The organism is Bacillus paralicheniformis, from assembly GCF_001042485.2.
Lineage (GTDB): Bacteria > Bacillota > Bacilli > Bacillales > Bacillaceae > Bacillus > Bacillus paralicheniformis.
This window is the reverse complement of sequence record NZ_LBMN02000001.1, coordinates 278,680-298,306: the sequence shown is the minus strand read 5'-3', so window position 1 is coordinate 298,306 and position 19,627 is coordinate 278,680. Positions and strand designations below refer to the sequence as shown.

Annotated in this window: 21 protein-coding genes; 3 read left to right on the top strand and 18 right to left on the bottom strand. The window is 47.4% G+C overall.

What is annotated here, in order from left to right; all coding sequences use genetic code 11:
• Window positions 1–7: 7 nt before the first annotated feature.
• The 6 genes from ACH97_RS01495 to yutH form a co-directional block, all read right to left on the bottom strand.
• Window positions 8–1,969, bottom strand: coding sequence for a S9 family peptidase (locus ACH97_RS01495; protein WP_050820793.1), 1,962 nt, complete (start codon window positions 1,967–1,969; stop codon window positions 8–10).
• 106 nt (window positions 1,970–2,075) lie between these two features.
• A complete protein-coding gene (gene thrB, locus ACH97_RS01490) occupies window positions 2,076–2,996 on the bottom strand; it encodes a homoserine kinase (protein ID WP_020452837.1) in 921 nt (306 codons plus the stop codon).
• Window positions 2,993–4,051 (bottom strand): threonine synthase, encoded by a 1,059-nt coding sequence (thrC, locus tag ACH97_RS01485; protein WP_026580069.1) that lies wholly within the window; start codon window positions 4,049–4,051, stop codon window positions 2,993–2,995. The genes thrB and thrC overlap by 4 nt, the downstream gene beginning before the upstream one ends.
• Window positions 4,051–5,352, bottom strand: coding sequence for a homoserine dehydrogenase (locus ACH97_RS01480; protein WP_020452839.1), 1,302 nt, complete (start codon window positions 5,350–5,352; stop codon window positions 4,051–4,053). The genes thrC and ACH97_RS01480 overlap by 1 nt, the downstream gene beginning before the upstream one ends.
• A gap of 232 nt (window positions 5,353–5,584) precedes the next feature.
• Window positions 5,585–6,547: a 2-hydroxyacid dehydrogenase gene (locus ACH97_RS01475; RefSeq protein WP_020452840.1), complete on the bottom strand. Its 963-nt coding sequence runs from the start codon at window positions 6,545–6,547 to the stop codon at window positions 5,585–5,587.
• A 91-nt stretch (window positions 6,548–6,638) separates the two neighbouring features.
• On the bottom strand, window positions 6,639–7,649 hold the full coding sequence (yutH, locus tag ACH97_RS01470) for a spore coat putative kinase YutH (protein ID WP_020452841.1): 1,011 nt from the start codon (window positions 7,647–7,649) through the stop codon (window positions 6,639–6,641).
• Window positions 7,650–7,793: 144 nt separating this feature from the next.
• On the opposite strand from yutH, the gene ACH97_RS01465 reads away from it, so the two are divergent.
• Window positions 7,794–8,294 carry a phosphatidylglycerophosphatase A family protein gene (locus ACH97_RS01465; RefSeq protein WP_020452842.1) on the top strand — a complete coding sequence of 167 codons (501 nt, stop codon included), beginning with the start codon at window positions 7,794–7,796 and terminating at the stop codon, window positions 8,292–8,294.
• Window positions 8,295–8,341: 47 nt separating this feature from the next.
• Here the strand turns inward: ACH97_RS01465 and ACH97_RS01460 are convergent, their stop codons facing one another.
• Genes ACH97_RS01460 through ACH97_RS01450 form a run of 3 tightly spaced genes read right to left on the bottom strand, consistent with a single transcriptional unit; the run spans window position 8,342 to window position 9,876 of the window.
• Window positions 8,342–9,112: a TIGR01457 family HAD-type hydrolase gene (locus ACH97_RS01460; RefSeq protein WP_020452843.1), complete on the bottom strand. Its 771-nt coding sequence runs from the start codon at window positions 9,110–9,112 to the stop codon at window positions 8,342–8,344.
• A 20-nt stretch (window positions 9,113–9,132) separates the two neighbouring features.
• On the bottom strand, window positions 9,133–9,573 hold the full coding sequence (locus tag ACH97_RS01455; RefSeq protein ID WP_023856189.1) for a DUF86 domain-containing protein: 441 nt from the start codon (window positions 9,571–9,573) through the stop codon (window positions 9,133–9,135).
• 27 nt (window positions 9,574–9,600) lie between these two features.
• Window positions 9,601–9,876, bottom strand: a complete 276-nt coding sequence (locus tag ACH97_RS01450; protein WP_003184977.1) for a YutD family protein — start codon at window positions 9,874–9,876, stop codon at window positions 9,601–9,603.
• A gap of 103 nt (window positions 9,877–9,979) precedes the next feature.
• Here ACH97_RS01450 and ACH97_RS01445 point away from each other — a divergent pair, with 103 nt between their 5' ends.
• A complete protein-coding gene (locus ACH97_RS01445) occupies window positions 9,980–10,597 on the top strand; it encodes a YhcN/YlaJ family sporulation lipoprotein (protein ID WP_020452845.1) in 618 nt (205 codons plus the stop codon).
• A 53-nt stretch (window positions 10,598–10,650) separates the two neighbouring features.
• On the opposite strand, the gene lipA is transcribed toward ACH97_RS01445, so the two are convergent.
• Window positions 10,651–11,562: a lipoyl synthase gene (lipA, locus tag ACH97_RS01440; protein WP_009329538.1), complete on the bottom strand. Its 912-nt coding sequence runs from the start codon at window positions 11,560–11,562 to the stop codon at window positions 10,651–10,653.
• A gap of 231 nt (window positions 11,563–11,793) precedes the next feature.
• Between lipA and ACH97_RS01435 the strand changes: the two genes are divergently transcribed.
• Window positions 11,794–12,774, top strand: a complete 981-nt coding sequence (locus tag ACH97_RS01435; protein ID WP_020452846.1) for a M23 family metallopeptidase — start codon at window positions 11,794–11,796, stop codon at window positions 12,772–12,774.
• Window positions 12,775–12,820: 46 nt separating this feature from the next.
• On the opposite strand, the gene ACH97_RS22635 is transcribed toward ACH97_RS01435, so the two are convergent.
• The 8 genes from ACH97_RS22635 to ACH97_RS01400 form a co-directional block, all read right to left on the bottom strand.
• The gene (locus ACH97_RS22635; protein ID WP_003184985.1) at window positions 12,821–12,934 is read right to left on the bottom strand and encodes a methionine/alanine import family NSS transporter small subunit; all 114 of its coding nucleotides are present in this window, start codon (window positions 12,932–12,934) and stop codon (window positions 12,821–12,823) included.
• Complete coding sequence (locus ACH97_RS01430; protein WP_020452847.1) at window positions 12,931–14,460, bottom strand: sodium-dependent transporter; 1,530 nt, start codon at window positions 14,458–14,460, stop codon at window positions 12,931–12,933. Before ACH97_RS01430 ends, ACH97_RS22635 begins: the two co-directional genes overlap by 4 nt.
• Window positions 14,461–14,643: 183 nt before the next feature.
• Complete coding sequence (gene yunB / locus ACH97_RS01425; protein WP_020452848.1) at window positions 14,644–15,420, bottom strand: sporulation protein YunB; 777 nt, start codon at window positions 15,418–15,420, stop codon at window positions 14,644–14,646.
• Window positions 15,421–15,487: 67 nt separating this feature from the next.
• Window positions 15,488–15,793, bottom strand: a complete 306-nt coding sequence (locus tag ACH97_RS01420; protein ID WP_003184991.1) for a YunC family protein — start codon at window positions 15,791–15,793, stop codon at window positions 15,488–15,490.
• A 79-nt stretch (window positions 15,794–15,872) separates the two neighbouring features.
• Window positions 15,873–17,228 (bottom strand): bifunctional metallophosphatase/5'-nucleotidase, encoded by a 1,356-nt coding sequence (locus ACH97_RS01415; protein ID WP_020452849.1) that lies wholly within the window; start codon window positions 17,226–17,228, stop codon window positions 15,873–15,875.
• Window positions 17,229–17,247: 19 nt separating this feature from the next.
• Complete coding sequence (locus ACH97_RS01410; protein ID WP_020452850.1) at window positions 17,248–18,069, bottom strand: sulfite exporter TauE/SafE family protein; 822 nt, start codon at window positions 18,067–18,069, stop codon at window positions 17,248–17,250.
• A 17-nt stretch (window positions 18,070–18,086) separates the two neighbouring features.
• Window positions 18,087–18,938, bottom strand: coding sequence for a DUF72 domain-containing protein (locus tag ACH97_RS01405; RefSeq protein WP_020452851.1), 852 nt, complete (start codon window positions 18,936–18,938; stop codon window positions 18,087–18,089).
• Window positions 18,939–19,068: 130 nt separating this feature from the next.
• Window positions 19,069–19,602, bottom strand: coding sequence for a membrane protein (locus tag ACH97_RS01400; protein WP_041817309.1), 534 nt, complete (start codon window positions 19,600–19,602; stop codon window positions 19,069–19,071).
• Window positions 19,603–19,627 lie beyond the last annotated feature (25 nt).

Below are 19,627 nucleotides of genomic sequence, written 5' to 3'. Positions count from 1 at the left end.
TCTTTTTTTATAGATAATCTTCAAACCAGCCGGCAATATACTCAAGCCGTCTGATCCGCTGCTTCGGATGCCCGCTTCTTGATAAATCGTGCGACGCATTCGGGAATCTGACGAATTTCACTTCTTTCCCCATTTTTTTCAATGCCGTAAACAGCTGCTCCGCCTGTTCAATCGGGCACCTGTCGTCCCGTTCGCCATGGAGGATGAGAAGAGGAGTCTCCACCTTGTCCGCATATTTGAGCGGCGAATGCTCCCACAGTTTGCCGGGATTTTCAAAAAGGTCCGCTCCGATCTGCCAGTCTGTGAAAAAATAGCCGATGTCGCTTACCCCGTAAAAACTGATCCAATTGGAAATGGACCTCTGCGTCACCGCGGCCTTAAAGCGATTCGTGTGGCCGACAGCCCAGTTTGTCATAAAGCCGCCGTAGCTTCCTCCTGTGATTCCGAGCCTTTCTTGATCGATGAAATCATATTGTCCCAGCGCGTGGTCAACAGCTGCCATTACATCTTTAAAATCTCCCCCGCCGTAGTCGCCTCTCACCCGGTTGACAAAATCCTGTCCGTAGCCGTGGCTTCCCCGCGGATTGACATATACAACGGCGCTTCCCTTTGCGGCCAGCACTTGAAATTCGTGAAAATAAGCATTCGCATACATGGCGTGAGGACCGCCGTGCACTTCCAGAATGAGCGGATACGTGTTTCCTTTTTCATATTGAGCAGGCTTTATCAGCCAACCGTGAATTGTCAAACCGTCCGCTGTCTGAAATTGAAGCTCCTCCGGTTCCGATATGATATGCTCTTCCGTAAACGCTTGGTTGGCATCTGTTAATCGCTCCGCTGTTTCTTCACCCAATGGGAGATGGTAAAGTTCGCTCGGCCGGACAGGCAGGGCTATCGATGCCGCAAAACTTTTTTCATCCGGATGCAGGCTGAATCCGTTCAGATGCTCTTTTTCCAACCGGACCGGATAAGCAAGACCTTCGATTGATATGTAGTAAATGCCTGTCGAACCTTGGTCAGATCCAATGACATAAAAGCCGTTTCCGTCTTTGGTCCAGACCGGTTTCGGAAGAACGCCTCCGACAAGGCTGTCCCCTGCTACTGCATCGCTGAGATGGACATCAAGCATTTCCGTCAGACACGTTAGTTTTCCTGTTTCGATATTATACAGCCATGCTTTATCAAGCGTGGCGTTTTGAAATTCCTTTTCGTTTCCGATGAATGCAAGGTGTTTGCCGTCAGGAGAAAACGATAGTGAAGAAAAAACGCCGTTTTGACCTGTCAGGCGCTTCAAATCACCTGTCGAAAGGTTCATCAAATAGACATCGTTCACACGCATATCCGTCTGATTGGCACAAAATGCAATCCTGCCTCCGCACGGTGAAAATGCGTAGCTGAAATGGTCGCGTTCTAGATCGGTCAGCTGTTTTATCTCCCCGGTTTCCACTTGAACGAGGACAAGCTGCGTATACTTTCCCCTTTTAAACCCTTGGCCGTCTAATTTATAAGACAAAGAATCGACTTCCAGCGGTTCGTGATCTTCAATCTCCGTTTTTTTCTCATCGTCGACGCTTTCCTCTTTCGTCAGCCTCACTGAACAAAGCAATGACTTGCCGTCAGGCGACCATTCAGGCTGTGATACATCATAAGGAATATCGGTCACTTTTCTCGCTTCTCCTCCGGCGGCGCTTATCACGTAAAGTTGTGTGGTTTCCTCGCGATTAGACGTAAATGCAAGGGATTTGCCGTCGGGCGACCAGCGCGGATGCTGGTTTCTTCCTTTTCCAAACGTCCATTGTACTGACGCTTGTTGTTTGCGGTCGTAGACCATGATATGCGAATCATAAGAGTCCTGTTTTTCGTTTACTTTTGTTTGTACGTAGGCGATTTTTGCACCGTCAGGCGAGTACTGCGGGTCGGTAATGGATACAAGCTTGATGAGGTCTTTTTCGGTTATCAGCTGCTTCATGTTCGTTTCTCCTCCTCTATATGTTTGTCATACTATTTCGACTTTCTAAATAAAAATCCTTGTTTTGAAGGCAAACAAAAAAAGAGCCGAAAAAGCTCTTTTTTCGTTAAACACTGTTTACTGATTTTCTTTCAACGATAATGCCTGTATCCGGGACATGAAGGCAGTCCACTTCACAATGCGGAAACTTAGAAGCAAGCTGATCTCTCAGCGCGTCTCCCTTTCCTTTTTCAATAAAGGAAAGGATCGTCGGTCCTGCTCCGCTTAAAGCGGTCCCAAACGCGCCGTTTTTGCCTGCTTCATGCTCCACTTTAGAAAGCTCAGGGACGAGCGCCCTTCGGTAAGGCTGATGAAAGAGGTCTTTTTGCATCATGCGGCCGACAAGCTTCCAATCTTTCGCCATCAGTCCGGCGACGAGCATATTGCTGACCGCGCTTGCTTCCACCGCTTTCGGATAAGAGAGGCTTTCGGGAAGAACATCCCGCGCATCTTTTGTCAGCACTTCATAAAAAGGAATGACGACAACGACATCCAAATCGATGTCTTTCATCGAAACCATCTCTGTTTCATCTTCTTCATGAAGTCCGATGACAAGCCCGCCGAAAAGCGATGCTCCGGCATTGTCAGGATGGCCTTCTTCAAGGCTTGCAAAATGGAGTTTCTCGCGGTCAGAGAGCTTTAAATCGGCAAGTTCGTTCGCCAGCTCAATCGCAGCGGCAATTGCGGCTGCGCTGCTGCCGAGACCGCGCGCCAGCGGAATATCGCTCCACACTTTGACGAGGCTTGGCGGAAGGTCTTTTCCGAAGTGAGCGGCGGTCCGTTTGGCCACCTGGTAAATTAAATTATCCGTCCCTTCAGGAATTCCCGCTACGACTTCTGTTTCAGCCTCAAAACGCCACTCATCATGAGGAAAAACAGACAGTCTCAAATAACGGGACAGCGCCATGCCGACTGAATCAAAGCCCGGGCCCAGATTGGCCGTGCTTCCGGGAACCGTAACGGAAAACAGCATGTCAGCCTCAGTCATACACGAGCGGCTCCTTTTAAGTGTTCGAGAATGGCTTCTTCATCTGTCGGCAGTGTGACAGGTTTGATCTGCGACACATCAACGGCTGTGTTCGGATCTTTCAAGCCGTTTCCGGTTAAGACAGCGACAACTTTCGCCCCCGGCTGAATCTCTTTCGTTTCCAGCTGTTTCAGTACGCCGGCAATAGATGCGCACGATCCCGGTTCTGCAAATACGCCTTCTTCTCTTGCCAGGAGCTGATAAGCGTGCAGGATCTCTTCGTCTGACACTTCATCGATTTTTCCGTTCGATTCTTTTGCAGCATTGACCGCTTTGTCCCAGCTTGCCGGATTTCCGATTCTGATCGCTGTCGCAATGGTTTCCGGCTTTTCAATTACTCTGTTTTTGACAATCGGGGCCGCGCCTTCCGCCTGAAAACCCCTCATGACCGGCAGGCCTGTGCCGTTTTTCTCATGATATTCTTTAAAGCCTTTCCAGTAAGCCGTAATATTTCCGGCATTCCCGACAGGAATTGCAAGGATGTCAGGCGCTTCGCCCAGCTGTTCACAGATTTCAAAGGAAGCGGTTTTCTGTCCTTCAATCCGGTAAGGATTCACAGAGTTGACGAGTGCAATCGGCTCTTTCTCGCAAATGCTGCGCACCATTTTCAGGGCATCGTCGAAGTTTCCGTCGATCGCAATGATTTTAGCGCCGTACATGACGGCTTGGGCCAACTTTCCGAAGGCGATTTTGCCGTCTGGAATAATGACGATGCACTTCATGTTGGCGCGAGCCGCATAAGCCGCAGCAGCAGCTGACGTATTGCCGGTCGAAGCGCACATGATCGTGTCATTGCCTTCTTCTTTCGCCTTGGCGACCGCCATGACCATCCCGCGGTCTTTAAAGGAGCCTGTAGGATTGACACCCTCTGTTTTGACATAAAGCTCGATTCCGAGCTTTTTCGAAAGATTTTGCAGATAAATGAGTGGGGTATTTCCTTCGTTCAGCGTCAATTCCGGTGTTTTGTCCGTTACTGGCAAATATTCTTTATATTGATGGATGAGTCCTTTCCACATTAGCTCCAACCGTTCCCTTCTACTCGATAAGTGCTTTTCACCTGATCAACAACCTCAAGATCATTCAGCTTTTGCAAGATATCCGTAAAATCCTCTTCTGACGTATGATGTGTCACAATGACAATCTCAGCCAGGTCATCATGGCCTTTAATCGGAAGCTGCAGAATTTTTTCAAAACTGACGCCTCTTTCCGAAAAAATCGATGTGATTTTTGAAAACGAACCGACCTGATCTTTAACATGAATTCTTAAAAACTGCTGGGCGAAGATTTCAGAAGGTGCCTTGATCTTCTTTTCAAATTGCGGATCGACAAAGCTGCTGCCGTTCACGCCGAGACGCATGTTTTTCATGACGGAAACCAAATCTGATACGACGGCGGTCGCAGTCGGCATGCTTCCTGCGCCAGGCCCGTAAAACATCGTTTCCCCGACGGCCTCGCCATACACGTAAACCGCATTGAATTCATTATGGACGGAAGACAGCGGATGATGCTCCGGCAACAATGTCGGCTGGACGCTCACTTCGACTTTTTGTCCGTCGCGCTGGGCGATGCCGATCAGCTTCATCGTATAGCCGAGCCGTTTGCTGAAATTGATGTCTTCATCAGACACTTGGGAAATGCCCTTCACTTTGACATCGTCAAGATCGACATTCATTGAGAAACCGAGCCTGGCCAAAATCGCCATCTTTCTCGCCGCATCAAGACCTTCAACATCAGCTGTCGGGTCCGCTTCGGCGAAGCCGAGCTCCTGCGCTTCTTTCAGCACATCAGCATAAGGCGCGTTTTCTTTATTCATCTTCGTTAAAATGAAGTTGGTCGTTCCATTGACGATTCCCATCATTTTCGTAATCCGGTCTGAAGCCAGCCCGTCTTCCAGGCTTCGCAAAATCGGAATTCCGCCGGCGACGCTCGCTTCAAAATAAAGGTCGCAGCCGTTTTCTTTCGCGGCAGCCGTCAGTTCCGATCCATAGAGGGCGATCAAATCTTTATTCGCTGTCACGACATGTTTTTTCGCCTGAAGCGCGTCAAGCAAATAGCGTCTTGTCTCCTCGATTCCCCCGATGACCTCAATGATGACATCCACTTCCGGATCTTGAATGACATCATAAGCTTCCGTCGTCAGAACATCTTTGGAAAGGTCGACATCCCTCTTCTTATCTTTATCTTTTACAAGAACTTTTTGAATCGTAACAGGGCATCCGACTTGGTGTGTCAGCTTATCCTGGTGATCCTGAATAATCTTCACCACACCGCTCCCGACTGTTCCTAATCCTAGCAGCCCCACTCGTATCGCCTTCAATGAAATTCCACCTTTCTCTCTCTTATCGTCCTCTCTCTAAGGACATTTGTAAACACAACGCAGACATTTAAGTTACAAACATTATAATGGGGGATTCTTTTTTTGACAAGATGACATTTGCTGAAAAACAAATCATGAAAACGCTTTATACATTGATATAATAAGATTCTATATATTCAGAAATATTTTTGTGAGAAAATCTTCCGACCCGTCAGGCCGGCCGGAAGAAACATCAAATCTCGGTCTTTGCCGGCTTCCCTCCCAGGACAAGCGCAATATTTTCCGCACAAAGCCTCATCATGGCTTCTCTCGTTTCGACAGTGGCGCTGCCGATGTGTGGCAGCGCGGTCACTTGCGGCAGATTGGCGAGCGGGTGATCCTGCTGCACGGGTTCTTCCGCAAAGACGTCGAGTCCTGCGCCGGCAATATCTTTTTCGATCAGGGCTTCATATAAATCGTCTTCATTCACAACCTGTCCTCTTGAGACGTTGATAAAAATAGCGGAGCGCTTCATCCTTTTGAATGCGCTGCGGTTAAACAGATGCTTCGTTTCCTCAGTCAGAGGCGTCAGGCATACCACAAAATCCGCCTGTTCGAGCAGTTCGCCAAAGGATAGATAAGTTGCCCCCAGTTCGGCTTCCGCCTCGGGATTGCGGGTACGGTTATGATATAAAATCTCCATGCCAAAGCCTTTCGCCCGCCGGGCGACGGCTTGTCCAATGCTCCCCATCCCGACGATGCCAATCGTTTTATGATGGATATCCGCTCCGGCCAAAAGCAGCGGCCCCCAGCCCGTCCAGTTACCTTGTCTAATCCAGTCGCTTGCCTCGACGATTCTGCGCGCGGATGCCATCAGCAGAGCAAACGTCAAATCTGCCGTTGACTCTGTCAGCACGCCGGGCGTGTTGCAGCAGATGACGCCATGCTTTTTCGCAGCCTCCACATCGAGGTTGTCATAGCCCACCGCCAAATTGGCCACCACTTTTAAATGCGGCGCACCTTTTAAAAGCTCCTCATCAACTGTGTCGGAAAGCATCGTCAACAGTCCGTGCGCCTTTTTTGCTTTTTCCGCCAGAACGGCGCGCGGGCACGGTTCTTCTTCCTTTTCCCACATCTCAATACGGGCTTCTTCTTTTAACGCAGAAAGCTGTTCTTCCGGTAATTTTCTCGTTACATATACAAACGGTTTGTCCATGCTGCCTCGTTCCTTTCTAAGAGTAGCTCCCAATCTAAGCATATCGAAAAAATCCGGAAATGTTAACATGAAGAAAAGAACACCGCGGCGTCTATGGTGTCCTTTTCAGCCAATTGATAGGCGGCATGCTCATAAATCCTGCGGCTCTCATGCCTGCCATTTCTTGAAAGCCATTTAGAAATTGCTCATAAGCCGGCGCTTGAGACAATAAATGGTCGAGTCTGCTTTCAAAATAATGGTGCTCTGATTCAGGAGAAATATAATACCCTTCAACCGTCTCAAAATAGTGGAGCGGAAACAGAAGCCTGCTGTACACCAGCCGTTTAGAAAATGAGGAAAGCGGCGCGGCTTGTTCGTATTGCTGAAAAAACAATGCGATGTCATTGAAGTTTTTCCTTTCGTGAAACAAGCTTCTGGCATATTCCGCAAGATCCCTGGCCGCATGATCAAACACCCATTCCATCGGGATTTTAATAAGCGGCTCGCGCCTTAAAGCCTCGCAGGTGAGCCGCTGCTGGCAAATCGTCCCGGAGTCGGCGGCCTGCGGCTGATCATCCAATTCGGTATCGGCCAAATATTGAATCGCATTTTCGGTTAAACCGAGATAATAAGGAAACGATTCGATAAAATGTTTTTCAAAAGGCTGCAACTGTCTTGCCTGCGTTTTTTGGATCCAGAATTGTTCCAGCTGGTCGAGCCGTTTCCCCCAAAGGTCTTTCCACTGCCCGATCCGCGAGGTTTCTTTTACCTCATAAGGGTATCCTCTTCCCTTCTGATGAAATTCAGCCAGCTCCGCCCCAAATGAAACGGACCTGTTTGTCATGCGGGGAGCAGCTTGAAGCAGCACATATGAGACGCCATTGTCCTCAAATGTCATCTCCCCGTCCTTTGTCAATATAAAAGATGAAACGTATGGGTCGCGCTGTTCTTGCAAATACTGACTCATACTAAACAATTCCGCCAGCTCATCCTGACTCAAGTGGGATACCGGGACGATCAAAAACATCGAATTCGGGGTATGAAAAGCCTGATAAGACAAGTATGAAGTAAGATCGCGAATATGGATTCCGAATTTTTCTTTGATCAGCTCCTTCACGGACATCACTTCCTGATAAATTTTTCTCCTTCTACACATCGTAATCATGAAGGGATTCGATTATGAATCGATTCGGAAAAAGAGTTCTAAAATCGTTACATTTTTAAGGTTGTTTGTATACACTAAGTAAAAAAAGATTGGGTGAAAATGATGCCGGAAAACAACAGCATGCATCAAATCGAAACAGCAGCAAAAGAATGGCTTGAGAAACGGGGCGTCAAGATTTCGGATATTGCTGATCTTGTCTACGTACTACAAAAGAAATATCATCCAAACTTGACAAAAGAAGAATGTGAAGAGAATGTCAACCGGGTCATGAAAAAACGCGAAGTTCAAAACGCCGTGATCACAGGGATTCAATTGGATATGCTGGGTGAGCAAAGAAAGCTCATGGAACCGCTCCAAACCTTAATCGAGACAGATGAAAGCCTGTACGGCGTCGATGAAATCTTATCCTTCTCCATTGTGAATTTGTATGGATCAATCGGTTATACAAACTATGGATATATCGATAAAATCAAACCGGGAGTGCTCGCACGTTTAAACGATAAATCAACAGGCGAATGCCACACGTTTTTGGATGATATCGTCGGAGCGATTGCGGCAGCCGCATCCAGCAGACTGGCGCATCGAGCAAAAGATGCGGAATAAGCCATTAAAAAACACTTGTCCTTAAAAGACAAGTGTTTTTTTGCGGTTTAGATGCGATCCATCCAGTCTGTTAAAGAATCAATGACATATGTCGGCTTTTCCTGGTAGGCTTCAAGGTGTTCTTTTTTGGTCACGCCCGTATGAACGAGAAGCGTGTCCATCCCGGAATTCATTCCCGCCATAATATCCGTATCATAATTGTCACCGACCATCAGCGTTTCACTGATATTTGTGCCGAGCACCTTCATCGCCTGCTCCATGATGATCGGCTCCGGCTTGCCGATAAAAATAGGCTCTGTCTGCGTAGAAACGGTTAATACTGATGTGAGAGAACCATTGCCCGGCAATAGTCCTCTTTCTGTAGGAATAGCGATATCGCCGTTAGTCGAGATGAATGTAGCGCCGTTGCGGATGGCAAGGCAACCGACGGCTAGCTTTTCGTATGTAATGCCGCGGTCGATACCGACGACGACGAAGTCGGCGTCTTCTTCGCCGAATGCCAGTCCTTTTTCCTCAATGGCCTGGCGGATGCCTTCCTCACCGATCACATATACGGAAGCATCCGGTTTTTGTTCGGCGATAAAATTGGCGGTCGCCATGCTGGTTGTGAATACCTGGCTCTCTTCGGCCGGAATATCAAATGAAACAAGCTTGTCCGCCACTTGCTTCGGCGTGCGCGACGAATTGTTTGTGACGAACAGATACGGGATGCTCCGTTCTTTCAGCTTCCTTACGAATTCGCATGCTTCTTCGATTTTTTCCGTCCCTTTGTACATTGTTCCATCCAGATCAATTAAGTATCCTTTGTATGTTTTCATGTTGTACACTCCAGTTTTGTTTAGTGCGGTTTGAATGCGGATACCGGACCGAGCTCATGGTTTAAATAATCGCGGATCCGCGCCGGAAATTTCTCAAGCGTTTCCGCATGCCTGCTGAGCAGCATGTCCAATTCTTCATGGTTGACATTCAAGTAGTCTTGAACCAATGTCTTCCGATAGGCGATCAAATGTTTCAGACTGTCGCCTTCCGCTTGGCTGACAACCTTTTCATCGGTCAGTATATCCATAATGTCGTCATAGCTTCCAGGATCTCTCATAATAAAGCCGTCAATCATATCGTTCCCTATATCCAATATACATTCGATCAGCGTGTGGCCGATTCGTTCGAGCGCTTTTTTTTCGACGTCGGAAGTCCATTCCTCCTGTGTTTGATAAAGCCGCAGCTCCTCTTCCAGGAAGTTCAGCGTGTTTTCGATTTTGTGTCGATCGACAAAATACATCATCAGAGCATCCCCTTTTATGATCGCTTATTTTCGCAGACGTTTTAAAACAAAGTAGGCACATCCGAAATTACAGTACTCGTAAATATATTCATCAAGCGTGCTGATCTTCGTATCAAATGTGGCCTTTTGATTTTGATCGTCAAAAAAGCCTTTCAGCCTCAGCTGGCTGTATCCCCAATCCCCGACGATGTAGTCATATTTATTTAAAATGTCGGAGTATCTGGCTTTAAACGCTTCTTCGTTAAAACCGTTTTTCACATCTTTGACGACTTCAAATGCAGCGTTCTGAACGACAATCATTCTTTTCACCTCTTTTATATGATAATTCAAACCCGTGCCGCCATCAATTGCTAAGAATAAATCCTCCCCGTTGGAAAAGCTATAAAAGAGGAGGAAAAGCAGAATGAATAAAAAAATTCTTTTAGCAGGGCTGCTGGCGGTGCCTTTAGCAGGATGCCAGACAGCCTTAAATGATACCGAACACAATATATATGACGAAGACGGAAATACCGTTCACGTTGCAGACAAGAACCCTCAATATCATGAAAAGTTCAGAAATGACAACCGGAAAGGCAGATTCGGATATGCGCGCCATCAGGCAACTCCAGTCGCAAACAAGGAAGAAATGCAGGCGCCTCAAATTGATCGGGAAGAAATGGCGCATATTATATCTAGTTTAACGGTTCAGCTTCCCAATATTCAAGATGCCTCAGCACTTGTGACAGACGAAGAAGCGCTTGTCGTGTACAAAACGGACTCTGGGCAGCGCGAACAGACGGCTGACCAAGTTAAAAAGACGGCGGCATCCGTCATTCCGAGGTATTACCACATCTATATTTCCGATGATCCGGATATGATGCAATCCGTCGCCAACTTCAGCCGGCTTGGAGCCAATTCAAGAAACGTTGATCAGCTGATGGCCGATACGATTAAGGAAATGCAAAAATCACCGCAAGGCAAAACAACGACAGGTACAGATGAAAACGGCCTTGACGGAAAAGGAAAAGCGACCGAATCCTGACCTGAAAATAAGAAAAACGCCAGCGCATATGGCTGGCGTTTTTTCATCCAATGTTATGCCTGCGCCTGGCGTTTTTTAGACGCTTCATTCACCTGTTCATCGGCATGGTATGAAGAACGGACGAGCGGTCCTGCTTCACAGTGGCTGAAGCCTTTTTCCATGGCGATTTCTTTCAGTTCGGCAAACTCGTCAGGATGGTAATATTTCTGTACTTTAATGTGTTTTTTGGACGGCTGCAGATACTGGCCGATTGCCATGATGTCGACGTTGTTCGCAAGAAGGTCGTCCATTGTTTCGATGATTTCTTCTTTTGTTTCGCCAAGACCGATCATAATGCTGGATTTCGTCGGGATGTCCGGCTGCATCTCTTTGGCGCGGCGCAAAAATTCCAATGATCTTTCATATGTAGCTCTCGCACGGACTCTCGGCGTCAGGCGGCGGACCGTTTCAATATTATGGTTTAAAATGTCCGGACGCGTATCCATCAGCGTTTTCAAATTATTATAGTCTCCGCCCATATCAGACGGCAGAACTTCAATTGTTGTAAACGGGCTTTTTCTCCGGACGGCGCGTACGGTTTCAGCGAATACCCCCGCTCCTCCGTCTTTTAAATCGTCGCGGGCAACGGCTGTAATGACCGCGTGTTTCAGGTTCATGATGCTCACAGAATCTGCGACTCTTTCCGGCTCATTCAAGTCAAGCTCTGTCGGCAGCCCCGTCTTCACCGCACAGAAGCGGCAGGCTCTCGTACAGACAGATCCGAGAATCATAAAGGTCGCGGTACGTCTGACGGCCCAGCATTCGTGGATGTTCGGGCATTTCGCCTCTTCGCAGACCGTATGGAGGTTGTTTTCCCGCATTAATTTTTTTAAGCCCGTATAGTTTTCATTTGTGTTCAGCTTGATCTTAAGCCATTCGGGCTTTCTTAGGTGCTCGTCTTTCTTTGCCAATTCCATCATCTCCATTGTGGATTGTAGTCAAGTTCAATACGAAAACATAGCGCCGGATGTGTCCCCCTGCTTTGGAACCGCTTAAATTAAAAATGCTAAATCTTCATCTTTAGTCACTTTAACATAGTACAGATTTGTGAACAAGAGCTTGATTAGTCAAGATGGAATTTCTAACATTTTCTTATTATCGATTTCTGCAGATGTCACAAACTAACCGTATTCAAACTGAAAGGAGCTAAGGACACTGTGAAAGCTGTATTATCCGTTCTCATCCTCCTTTTGCTCATATCGCAGCCGTGCGCTCTTGCAAAGGAGAAAAAAGAGCCCGATCTGCAAAAGAGAATGGCCCTTTATCATAAAACAGAAGCTGCAACCCATATTCCTTGGTATGTTTTCGCGGCTGTCGACCAATACGAAATCAATATCCGCAAAAACCGTAAGGACTTGCCGAAGCAAAAAGGGCACACCGGGATTTATATTCCGCAAAGCGTGTGGAGCGGACCTGAAAACCCCAACCCGAAAGATACATCACCGCTCAGCATCAAGGTTTTTGACGGAATTGGAATGGACGGAAACGGAGACGGACTGGCGGAACCGGATCAGGATGAAGACGTCCTTTATACGTTTGGACAATACTTGTTGACATACGGAAGAGACATAGAAAATATCCGCATCGGCCTGTGGGAGTTTTACGAAAGGGATCAGACGGTCGGCATCATATCAGGCTTTATCAGGCTTTTTCAAAAATACGGCCACATTGATTTGGGCAAGCACGCCTTTCCTCTTCCCGTAAGATCAGATTACAGCTATAGAAGCACATGGGGAGATGCCCGCGGATTCGGGGGCAGGCGGATTCACGAAGGGACGGATTTGTTCGCCCATTATGGCCTCCCCGTCCGGTCGACATGCTACGGTATTGTTGAAATGAAAGGCTGGAATCGTTTCGGCGGATGGCGGATCGGAATCAGAGACATCAACAATACGTACCATTATTTCGCCCATTTAAACGGATTCACAAAAGGCTTGAAAGTGGGAGAAATCGTCGAGCCCGGCCAAGTGATCGGCTCGGTCGGAGCAACGGGATACGGGCCGCCGGGAACATCGGGAAAATTCCCGCCCCATCTTCACTACGGCATGTATAAAGACAATGGAAGAACCGAATGGTCTTTTGACCCTTATCCTCATTTAAGGGCATGGGAACGGAAGGAGCTTCGAAAGAAAAAATAAAAGACATCCCTATTTCAAAAGAATAGGGATGTCTTGCTTTAAGAGGTTAGCCGGCCTGGCTTTTCTTGCTTTTCACAACCGCATTGATAATGCTTGCGGCCAATCCTCCCCAAATAATGACGATGCCGATCACCATCATTGCTATAGATGCGCCGTTCATGAGGAAACCTCCTTGTCATGTTGAAATGGCGTATAATTCAGTTCGTTCTTCCATTTTGAAAGCGAAAGGATAAATCCGGCTGCGATCGCTCCAAAAGCGACGCACCATCCCCATTTCAGGAGAAACTCTACCGGCAGATCACCGTAGGCTGTTGTGATATTCGTCTTGATATTATCAAACATCATATACCCCAGAACAATCGGGGTGACGACGCTCAGGCAGATTCTCCACCAGGCGCCGAGCTGAATGTCGGAAACCGAATTGGCGTGAGCCTGCAGAGCTTTCAGTTCTTTCGCAAACCATGCAATCGCAACGACTTCGATCAATCCGGCAAGCGCCACTCCGAAATTGTTGATAAAGTAATCTGCCGCATCGAGAAAGAACAGCCCGCCTTTCGTCGCAAATACGAGCGAACACAATGCAGCAGCCCCTCCGCCGAACAGAACGGCTTTCCGCCGCGGAACGTTGAATTTATCCTGAATCGCGGCAACATATGTTTCAGAGATAGAAATGAGAGATGTCAGACCTGCCAAAACGAGCGAGCCAAAGAATAAAAATCCGAAAAACGCATTAAACGCCGGAAACTCATTGATGATTTGCGGGAAGACGACGAACGCCAAACCGATTCCCGAAGAGACGACTTCTTTGACTGGAACGCCTTGCTGCGCCGCCATAAAGCCCAGCGCACTGAATACCCCGATTCCGGCCAGCAGTTCAAATGACGAGTTCCCAAAGCCGGTGATAAACGCATTGTTTGTAATATCCGATTTCTTCGGCAAATAGCTGGAATACGTAATCATGATGGCAAACGCAATCGACAGACTGAAGAAAATTTGGCCGTAGGCCGCCACCCACACTTTTCCGTTTGTAATCTGGCTCCAATCAGGCGTGAAAAAGGCATTCAGTCCTTGTGCAGCCCCGTCAAGTGTTATCGAATAAATGACAATGATTAAGAATAAGACCACAAGCAGCGGAATGAAAATGCGGTTCGCGATTTCGATTCCTTTTTTGACTCCGGCAAATAAAATCCCCAATGAAACAATCCAGACAATTGCGAGCGGAATCAGGACGCCCGGCACGAAGCCGCCGAATTGGCCGATGGCTCCTCCCCCGATATCAATTCTGTTTAAATATTCATTCATTAGGAAATTTTCTGTATTTTTCCCCCAGCCTAAATTGAAAGAAAAGACAGTGTAAGAAATGGCCCATGCCACGATAACGGCATAATACGTCGAGATGACAAATGAGATGGCGACCTGCCACCAGCCGATCCATTCCTTCCCTTTCCCCATCCGGGCATAGGACAGCGGGGCTGAGCCTCTGTATTTATGACCGATTGTAAATTCCATGATGAGAAGAGGGATTCCTGCTGTCAAGAGCGCGAACAAATATGGCAGAAAAAACGCGCCTCCTCCGTTTTCATAAGCTACAGCCGGGAACCTCCAAATATTCCCCAAACCGATCGCAGAACCGACAGCTGCTAAAATAAAACCCGCTCTTGTTCCCCATTGCGGACGATTATCCATAAGCTTCCTCCTTTATCTTTTCGAAACATCTGAAAACAGTGAATTTTCTAATAATTATTATTATTGAATAGTATATACAGTCTTTTTGCCTAAGTCAAAGTATTTTTTTAAGAAAATAGACGCATGCCGTTTCTAAGCCATGAAAAAAAGCATTCTGCCTGATGTTTGCAGAACGCCTGGAAATCATTGCTTATTTTGTTCCTTTTTTTGCTCTGTTTTTTCATCCTTTGAAGGAATTTGAATCGATGGCGCCGTCTGGCTGCCGCTGCCGCTGTAGAAGTCGGGTACTTCGCCGTGCACGGCTTGAATCGTTGCCGGAATCGTATTTTTGACAACCGCCGTTTTTGTCGCAAACGGTATGACGACACGGACCTTGACTTCGACAAGCACACCGACATTAATTAAAGCATTATTAATTCCATATGGTTCGACACTATGCTTAAAATCTGTAAAGACATCCCCCACAACATTAAGCCGTACAGGTATTTTCGGCCCTAGGTTTCCAAGAAGCGTGTTTCCAGTTGCCTGACCTAGTGGAATATTATAGATTACACCATCATTCTTACCTTCGGGAGTTTTCGCAGAAGAATTAAATTCTTCGGTTTCTGTTTCCTTCAGCTTTTCGTGAAGTTGTTTCGTAATTTTCGAATGCATACCACGAAGACCATGAGAGTTGAAATCAATTGTTGTTACTTTTCCATTTTCATTCGTCTTCATTTCTACTAGATTTTGCACATTTTCATCTTGGCTCATATAATCCTCGACGGCTTCCTGGATGACGTGCGTCGCAATCCGGTTCGTTTCCATTTCAGCAATGTTCAGAAGCGTCGGTTTGATGGATGAGTTGATGATCAACAGACTGACGGCCGTTGAAAAAATAAAAAATACAAACGAAAGCAGCATGACATATCGAAAAGGCAAAGGTCCTCTTTTTGACAGAGGGCCGCGAAATCTTCGCAAGCAAAATCCCCCCTTACATCACAAGTGTATGCTTGTAAGAGGGGATCTACGATTCAATCAGACAACTTTATTTCACCATTTTTAAAAGGGCTTCTTTTCCGCTCATTCCGGGATGGATGCCGAGCTCTCCGGCCGCATCGGTTACAGATTCGAGCGGGGCTTCGAGAAGCTGATCGATCGTCCGCACGCCGACGGCTCTGGCGGCGACGATCTTCCGTTCTTTTAATTTATCGTTCAGCAGGGCGACGTCAAGCGCTCCGCACATAATATATCCATGGTCATTGGTTACCGCCATAAAGTTCGTTTTCGGCAGTTTGACCGTTACAGCCGTAAACGGCTGATCTTCTATCATAATCGGAGTTAAATTTACCATCGCGATCCCTCCTTTACCATTAATGTATGATAAAGCGGGAGACATGTTCCGGTTTGCCCCGAATCTTAAACCATCTGTATTAGAACCGGTTTGCTTTTTTAAGCTTCCAGGCGAGCAGATCGCGCAGGAATTCAGGCATAAAGTACTCGATATCTTCCGCATCGCGGATCGCCGGAAACAGCGTTCCGAGTGTAAACATATCAATCGTGGCGATCGTGTAGAACACATCATCTTCAATGTCCGCTCCGTTGACAGAGAGCTTTTCCGGGTCAAGGCCGGCATACAGCATTTTTCCCATCACTTCGCCGCGAAAACCGAGCCCTTTAATGCGCAGTTTCTCGGTTTCTTCCGATGATGCATGAAGGATGACCTCTTTCAGCTCACGTCCCGTCAGCTTCAGTTTGACCGGATTAATCGGATGCGGACAGATGCGGTGAACATCCGCTTTCGTCACCGCGCCTTGTGAAAGAGATTCCAGTACAATGCCTGAGTTGACCATTCCGATTTCCGCCTCACACCATTCCTTTAAGGCGTCTGCCAGCATTTGCGGAAGGGCGCTTCTGCGGAACCAGGCGGTTTCAAGGGTGTTGTCCAATGTCGCAATTTCTTCTTCAAGGAGATGTCCGGCTTCTTTCTCTTTTTCCTTCAGAAAACGAATCGTCTCCTCTGATTCTTCGTTCCACTCTGCCGTCTTCATAACGGTTGCTGTGATGTTCTCAAGCGTTCCGTTATACGTCAGTTCAACATGACCGACATAGTTCCCATATTTTTCGGCGCAGGCCAGCATAACACCGTCTATCATCATCCCTTCTTCAAGCAGGTGATGGGTATGCGAGCCGAGGATCAGGTCGATTTCGGGAAAAGCCTCCGCGACGCGCTGATCATCCAAAATGCCGAGGTGTGAAAGAAGGATGACAGTATCGGCTTTTCCTTTGATTTCACTGAGCATCTCGCCGATGCTTTCAAATGCGTCTGCAACCGTCCAGCCAAGCTGTCGATAGATCGGATAATACGGGACTGTCACACCGAGAATGGCAAGAGTCGCGCCGTTCTTCACCTTTTTGAGCACATACGGCGCTGCCCAGCCGGGCCTCTTCCCTTTTTCGTCAAATAAATTGGAAACAACGACAGGAAACTGAGCGTTGTCATAAAGTGTATCCAGCTCCTGATGCGGCAGTGTAATTCCTTCATTATTTCCGATCGTTGCAGCATCATACTGCAGACGGTTCAACAGCTCCACATTCGCTTTTCCGAAGGTGGCCTCAGATATCGGATGGAATCTGTCGACATGATCGCCGAGGTCGAACAAAAGCACTTCCTCCCCCTGCTCTTCATGTTTTTGTCTTTGTGTCTGAATATAATCGACGATTTTCGGCCAGTTTTCAAAATGGCTGTGCAAATCGTTCGTATGGTAAATATGGAGCTTTTCCGTCATGCAAATCTCTCCCTAACGTTTAACTAAACACGCCTTGATAGATTAATCTGATTCCGATGATGATCAATACGAACCTCATGATCAATACGATCGTCTTTGTTTGCATCTTTTTATTAATGTAGGCGCCGAGCTGTCCGCCAAACCAGGCGCCCGGGATCAATGCGAGCGCATAAAGCCAGTTGACATGGCCCGCGATGACATGGCCGGCAGAGCCCGCGACAGATGAAAGGAAAATAATAAACATCGATGTCGCAACGGCGACCCTTGTCGGAAATAAAAACAGAAGAATCATCGCCGGCACCATCAGCGAGCCGCCCCCGATGCCGAAAAGCCCGCCGAGGAAGCCGACGACAAAGGCGATCGCGATTCCGGCTAAAGGATGATATGAATACGTATATTCCTGTCCTTCATCCCCTGTGAACGTTCTGATAACGCCCGTATGCTTTTTCTCGGCAGGTTTCACCCTTTTCTTTATCATTAAGGAAAGGGAAATGAGAATCATAAAAATCCCGAACCATAGAGAAAACGAGTCTGAGCTGAAATATGTCGATATATGGGCACCTGCGATGCTGCCCGGCCCCGAGCCGATGAAAAAAATAAGACCGCTTTTATAATCTACGGTTTTATACTTCATATACGCAATCGTTGAAGAAAGCCCTGTGAATATGATGACAACCAGCGACGTGCCGACCGCCATTTGCGGTGTCACATGGTCAAAGAGCGTCGGCAGCCCCGCCAGAAAAAGGAGCGAGGGAACGATGACGATCCCTCCGCCGAGCCCGACAAGACTGCCGATGGTTCCCGCGATAAATCCGAGTATGATCAAAATAAGATATTCCATAAAATAAGTCCTCTTTTCTAGCTGAATAAATCGAGCTGCCTTGGCGTAAGCCCTTTGTATTCAATATCAAGCAGCTCCTTCATTTGCTTTCCGTTTTGAGCCGCATCACCGCCTGAATTGTTATTAAACAGCACGTAAACGTTTTTCGACTGCTGTTCAAGCAGCTCAAGGTTTTTCTTCCAGTCTTTTAATTCTTGTTCATTATATAAATATAAATATCTGACCTCACGCCAATTTTGCCCGGAGGACGGCCTTAACCAGCCTTCCTTGTTGCGGCCGTGAAAACGGACGAGCGTTTTCCTGCTGTCAGTCGCATGAAGAACCGTCGGTATGCTGCCTTCGCCCGCCTGGGGTTCATCGCAAATGCTGTGAATCCATTGCTGTTCCTCCATAAAAGCGAGCGTTTTGTCGTAAAACTGGGGCATAAACCATGACCGATGCCTGAATTCAAGCGCACACGGTATATCTCCCATTTTCTCTTTTACCCATCTTAAATAATTGACGTTTTCTTTTTTGCAATCAAACCATGGCGGAAACTGAAAGAGGACCATCGCCAGCTTGCCCGCTTTTATGTATGGCGTTAACGAAAGCTTAAAAGCAGCAAACATGTCGTCTTTCGTTTCAAAGGGGATTTCCCCGCGCTGATGCCCCGTCATTCCCTGATATGCCTTAATGATAAACTGAAAGGTTTCCGGCGTCTCCTTCACCCATTTTTCATTGTTCCGCTCGGGCTGAATCGCGTAAAAGCTCGCATCAAGCTCGACGATCGGAAAATGCGCCGAATAGTGGATCAGCTTGTTTTGACTGCTTGTTTTGGGCGGATACAGGCTGTCATGATCCCCCCATCCTGTTAATCCAATATAAATCAATGCAGTTCACCTCTTCCTTTAGTTTATCACAGGTTTTTTTCGAAAACTTGATCCAGGTCTGCTTGTAGCATTTCCTTTTTCAGCGGCGGAATACTTGAACATGAAAAAGAAGCCGGATGTCCGGCTTCTTTTAACGGGCTTTCTTCGGAAAAAGGGTAAAGCTGAAACTGTACAGAAAATCGATGGCAAGGATGATCGACCATAAAGAAGCGATGTGGATTAACGGTTCCGTTCTTTCCGGGTCGCCGATGAACAGATGCATCCCGGCCAGCAGCGCCGCCCCGATCAGCCATGCGATAAAATGCCGCAACCAGCCTTTGCGCTCTTTTTTGGCGTGTTCCTTGCCGTACTGCGGGCCTTTGTCAGGCTTCGGACCGCCGGCAAAGCGATAGGCGAACCTTTCATCCGCCCATTTGATCATGCGGCTTCCGAACGCAATGCTGACGCCGATATAAACGGCGGCGAGGCCGTGCAAAACATCCGCTTGCGCCCCATTGTACAGATCAAGCGCCGTTGCAGCCAAAAGCAGCAAATCCAAAACCGGTGTGCATGCAAACATGATCAAACCAGCCTTTTTCCAGCCTGCCATATAGCGAAAAATAAGGCCAAGCAGAATAAAAATCCAAAAACCGATCTCACAAGCTATAATCAATAAACCAATCACCTTTTATCCGCCTCTCTTTTTAACA

What these genes read in the sequence shown, in the direction of transcription:
- thrC (WP_026580069.1), bottom strand. Translation starts at nt 4,051, where the DNA reads ATGTGGAAAGGACTCATCCATCAATATAAAGAATATTTGCCAGTAACG.
- ACH97_RS01445 (WP_020452845.1), top strand. Translation starts at nt 9,980, where the DNA reads ATGAATAAAAAAATTCTTTTAGCAGGGCTGCTGGCGGTGCCTTTAGCA.
- ACH97_RS01410 (WP_020452850.1), bottom strand. Translation starts at nt 18,069, where the DNA reads ATGGAATATCTTATTTTGATCATACTCGGATTTATCGCGGGAACCATC.
- ACH97_RS01450 (WP_003184977.1), bottom strand. Translation starts at nt 9,876, where the DNA reads ATGATTGTCGTTCAGAACGCTGCATTTGAAGTCGTCAAAGATGTGAAA.
- ACH97_RS01475 (WP_020452840.1), bottom strand. Translation starts at nt 6,547, where the DNA reads ATGGACAAACCGTTTGTATATGTAACGAGAAAATTACCGGAAGAACAG.
- ACH97_RS01430 (WP_020452847.1), bottom strand. Translation starts at nt 14,460, where the DNA reads ATGGATAATCGTCCGCAATGGGGAACAAGAGCGGGTTTTATTTTAGCA.
- ACH97_RS01465 (WP_020452842.1), top strand. Translation starts at nt 7,794, where the DNA reads ATGCCGGAAAACAACAGCATGCATCAAATCGAAACAGCAGCAAAAGAA.
- ACH97_RS22635 (WP_003184985.1), bottom strand. Translation starts at nt 12,934, where the DNA reads ATGAACGGCGCATCTATAGCAATGATGGTGATCGGCATCGTCATTATT.
- ACH97_RS01460 (WP_020452843.1), bottom strand. Translation starts at nt 9,112, where the DNA reads ATGAAAACATACAAAGGATACTTAATTGATCTGGATGGAACAATGTAC.
- ACH97_RS01455 (WP_023856189.1), bottom strand. Translation starts at nt 9,573, where the DNA reads ATGTATTTTGTCGATCGACACAAAATCGAAAACACGCTGAACTTCCTG.
- yutH (WP_020452841.1), bottom strand. Translation starts at nt 7,649, where the DNA reads ATGTCCGTGAAGGAGCTGATCAAAGAAAAATTCGGAATCCATATTCGC.
- ACH97_RS01495 (WP_050820793.1), bottom strand. Translation starts at nt 1,969, where the DNA reads ATGAAGCAGCTGATAACCGAAAAAGACCTCATCAAGCTTGTATCCATT.
- lipA (WP_009329538.1), bottom strand. Translation starts at nt 11,562, where the DNA reads ATGGAGATGATGGAATTGGCAAAGAAAGACGAGCACCTAAGAAAGCCC.
- thrB (WP_020452837.1), bottom strand. Translation starts at nt 2,996, where the DNA reads ATGACTGAGGCTGACATGCTGTTTTCCGTTACGGTTCCCGGAAGCACG.
- ACH97_RS01420 (WP_003184991.1), bottom strand. Translation starts at nt 15,793, where the DNA reads ATGGTAAATTTAACTCCGATTATGATAGAAGATCAGCCGTTTACGGCT.
- ACH97_RS01415 (WP_020452849.1), bottom strand. Translation starts at nt 17,228, where the DNA reads ATGACGGAAAAGCTCCATATTTACCATACGAACGATTTGCACAGCCAT.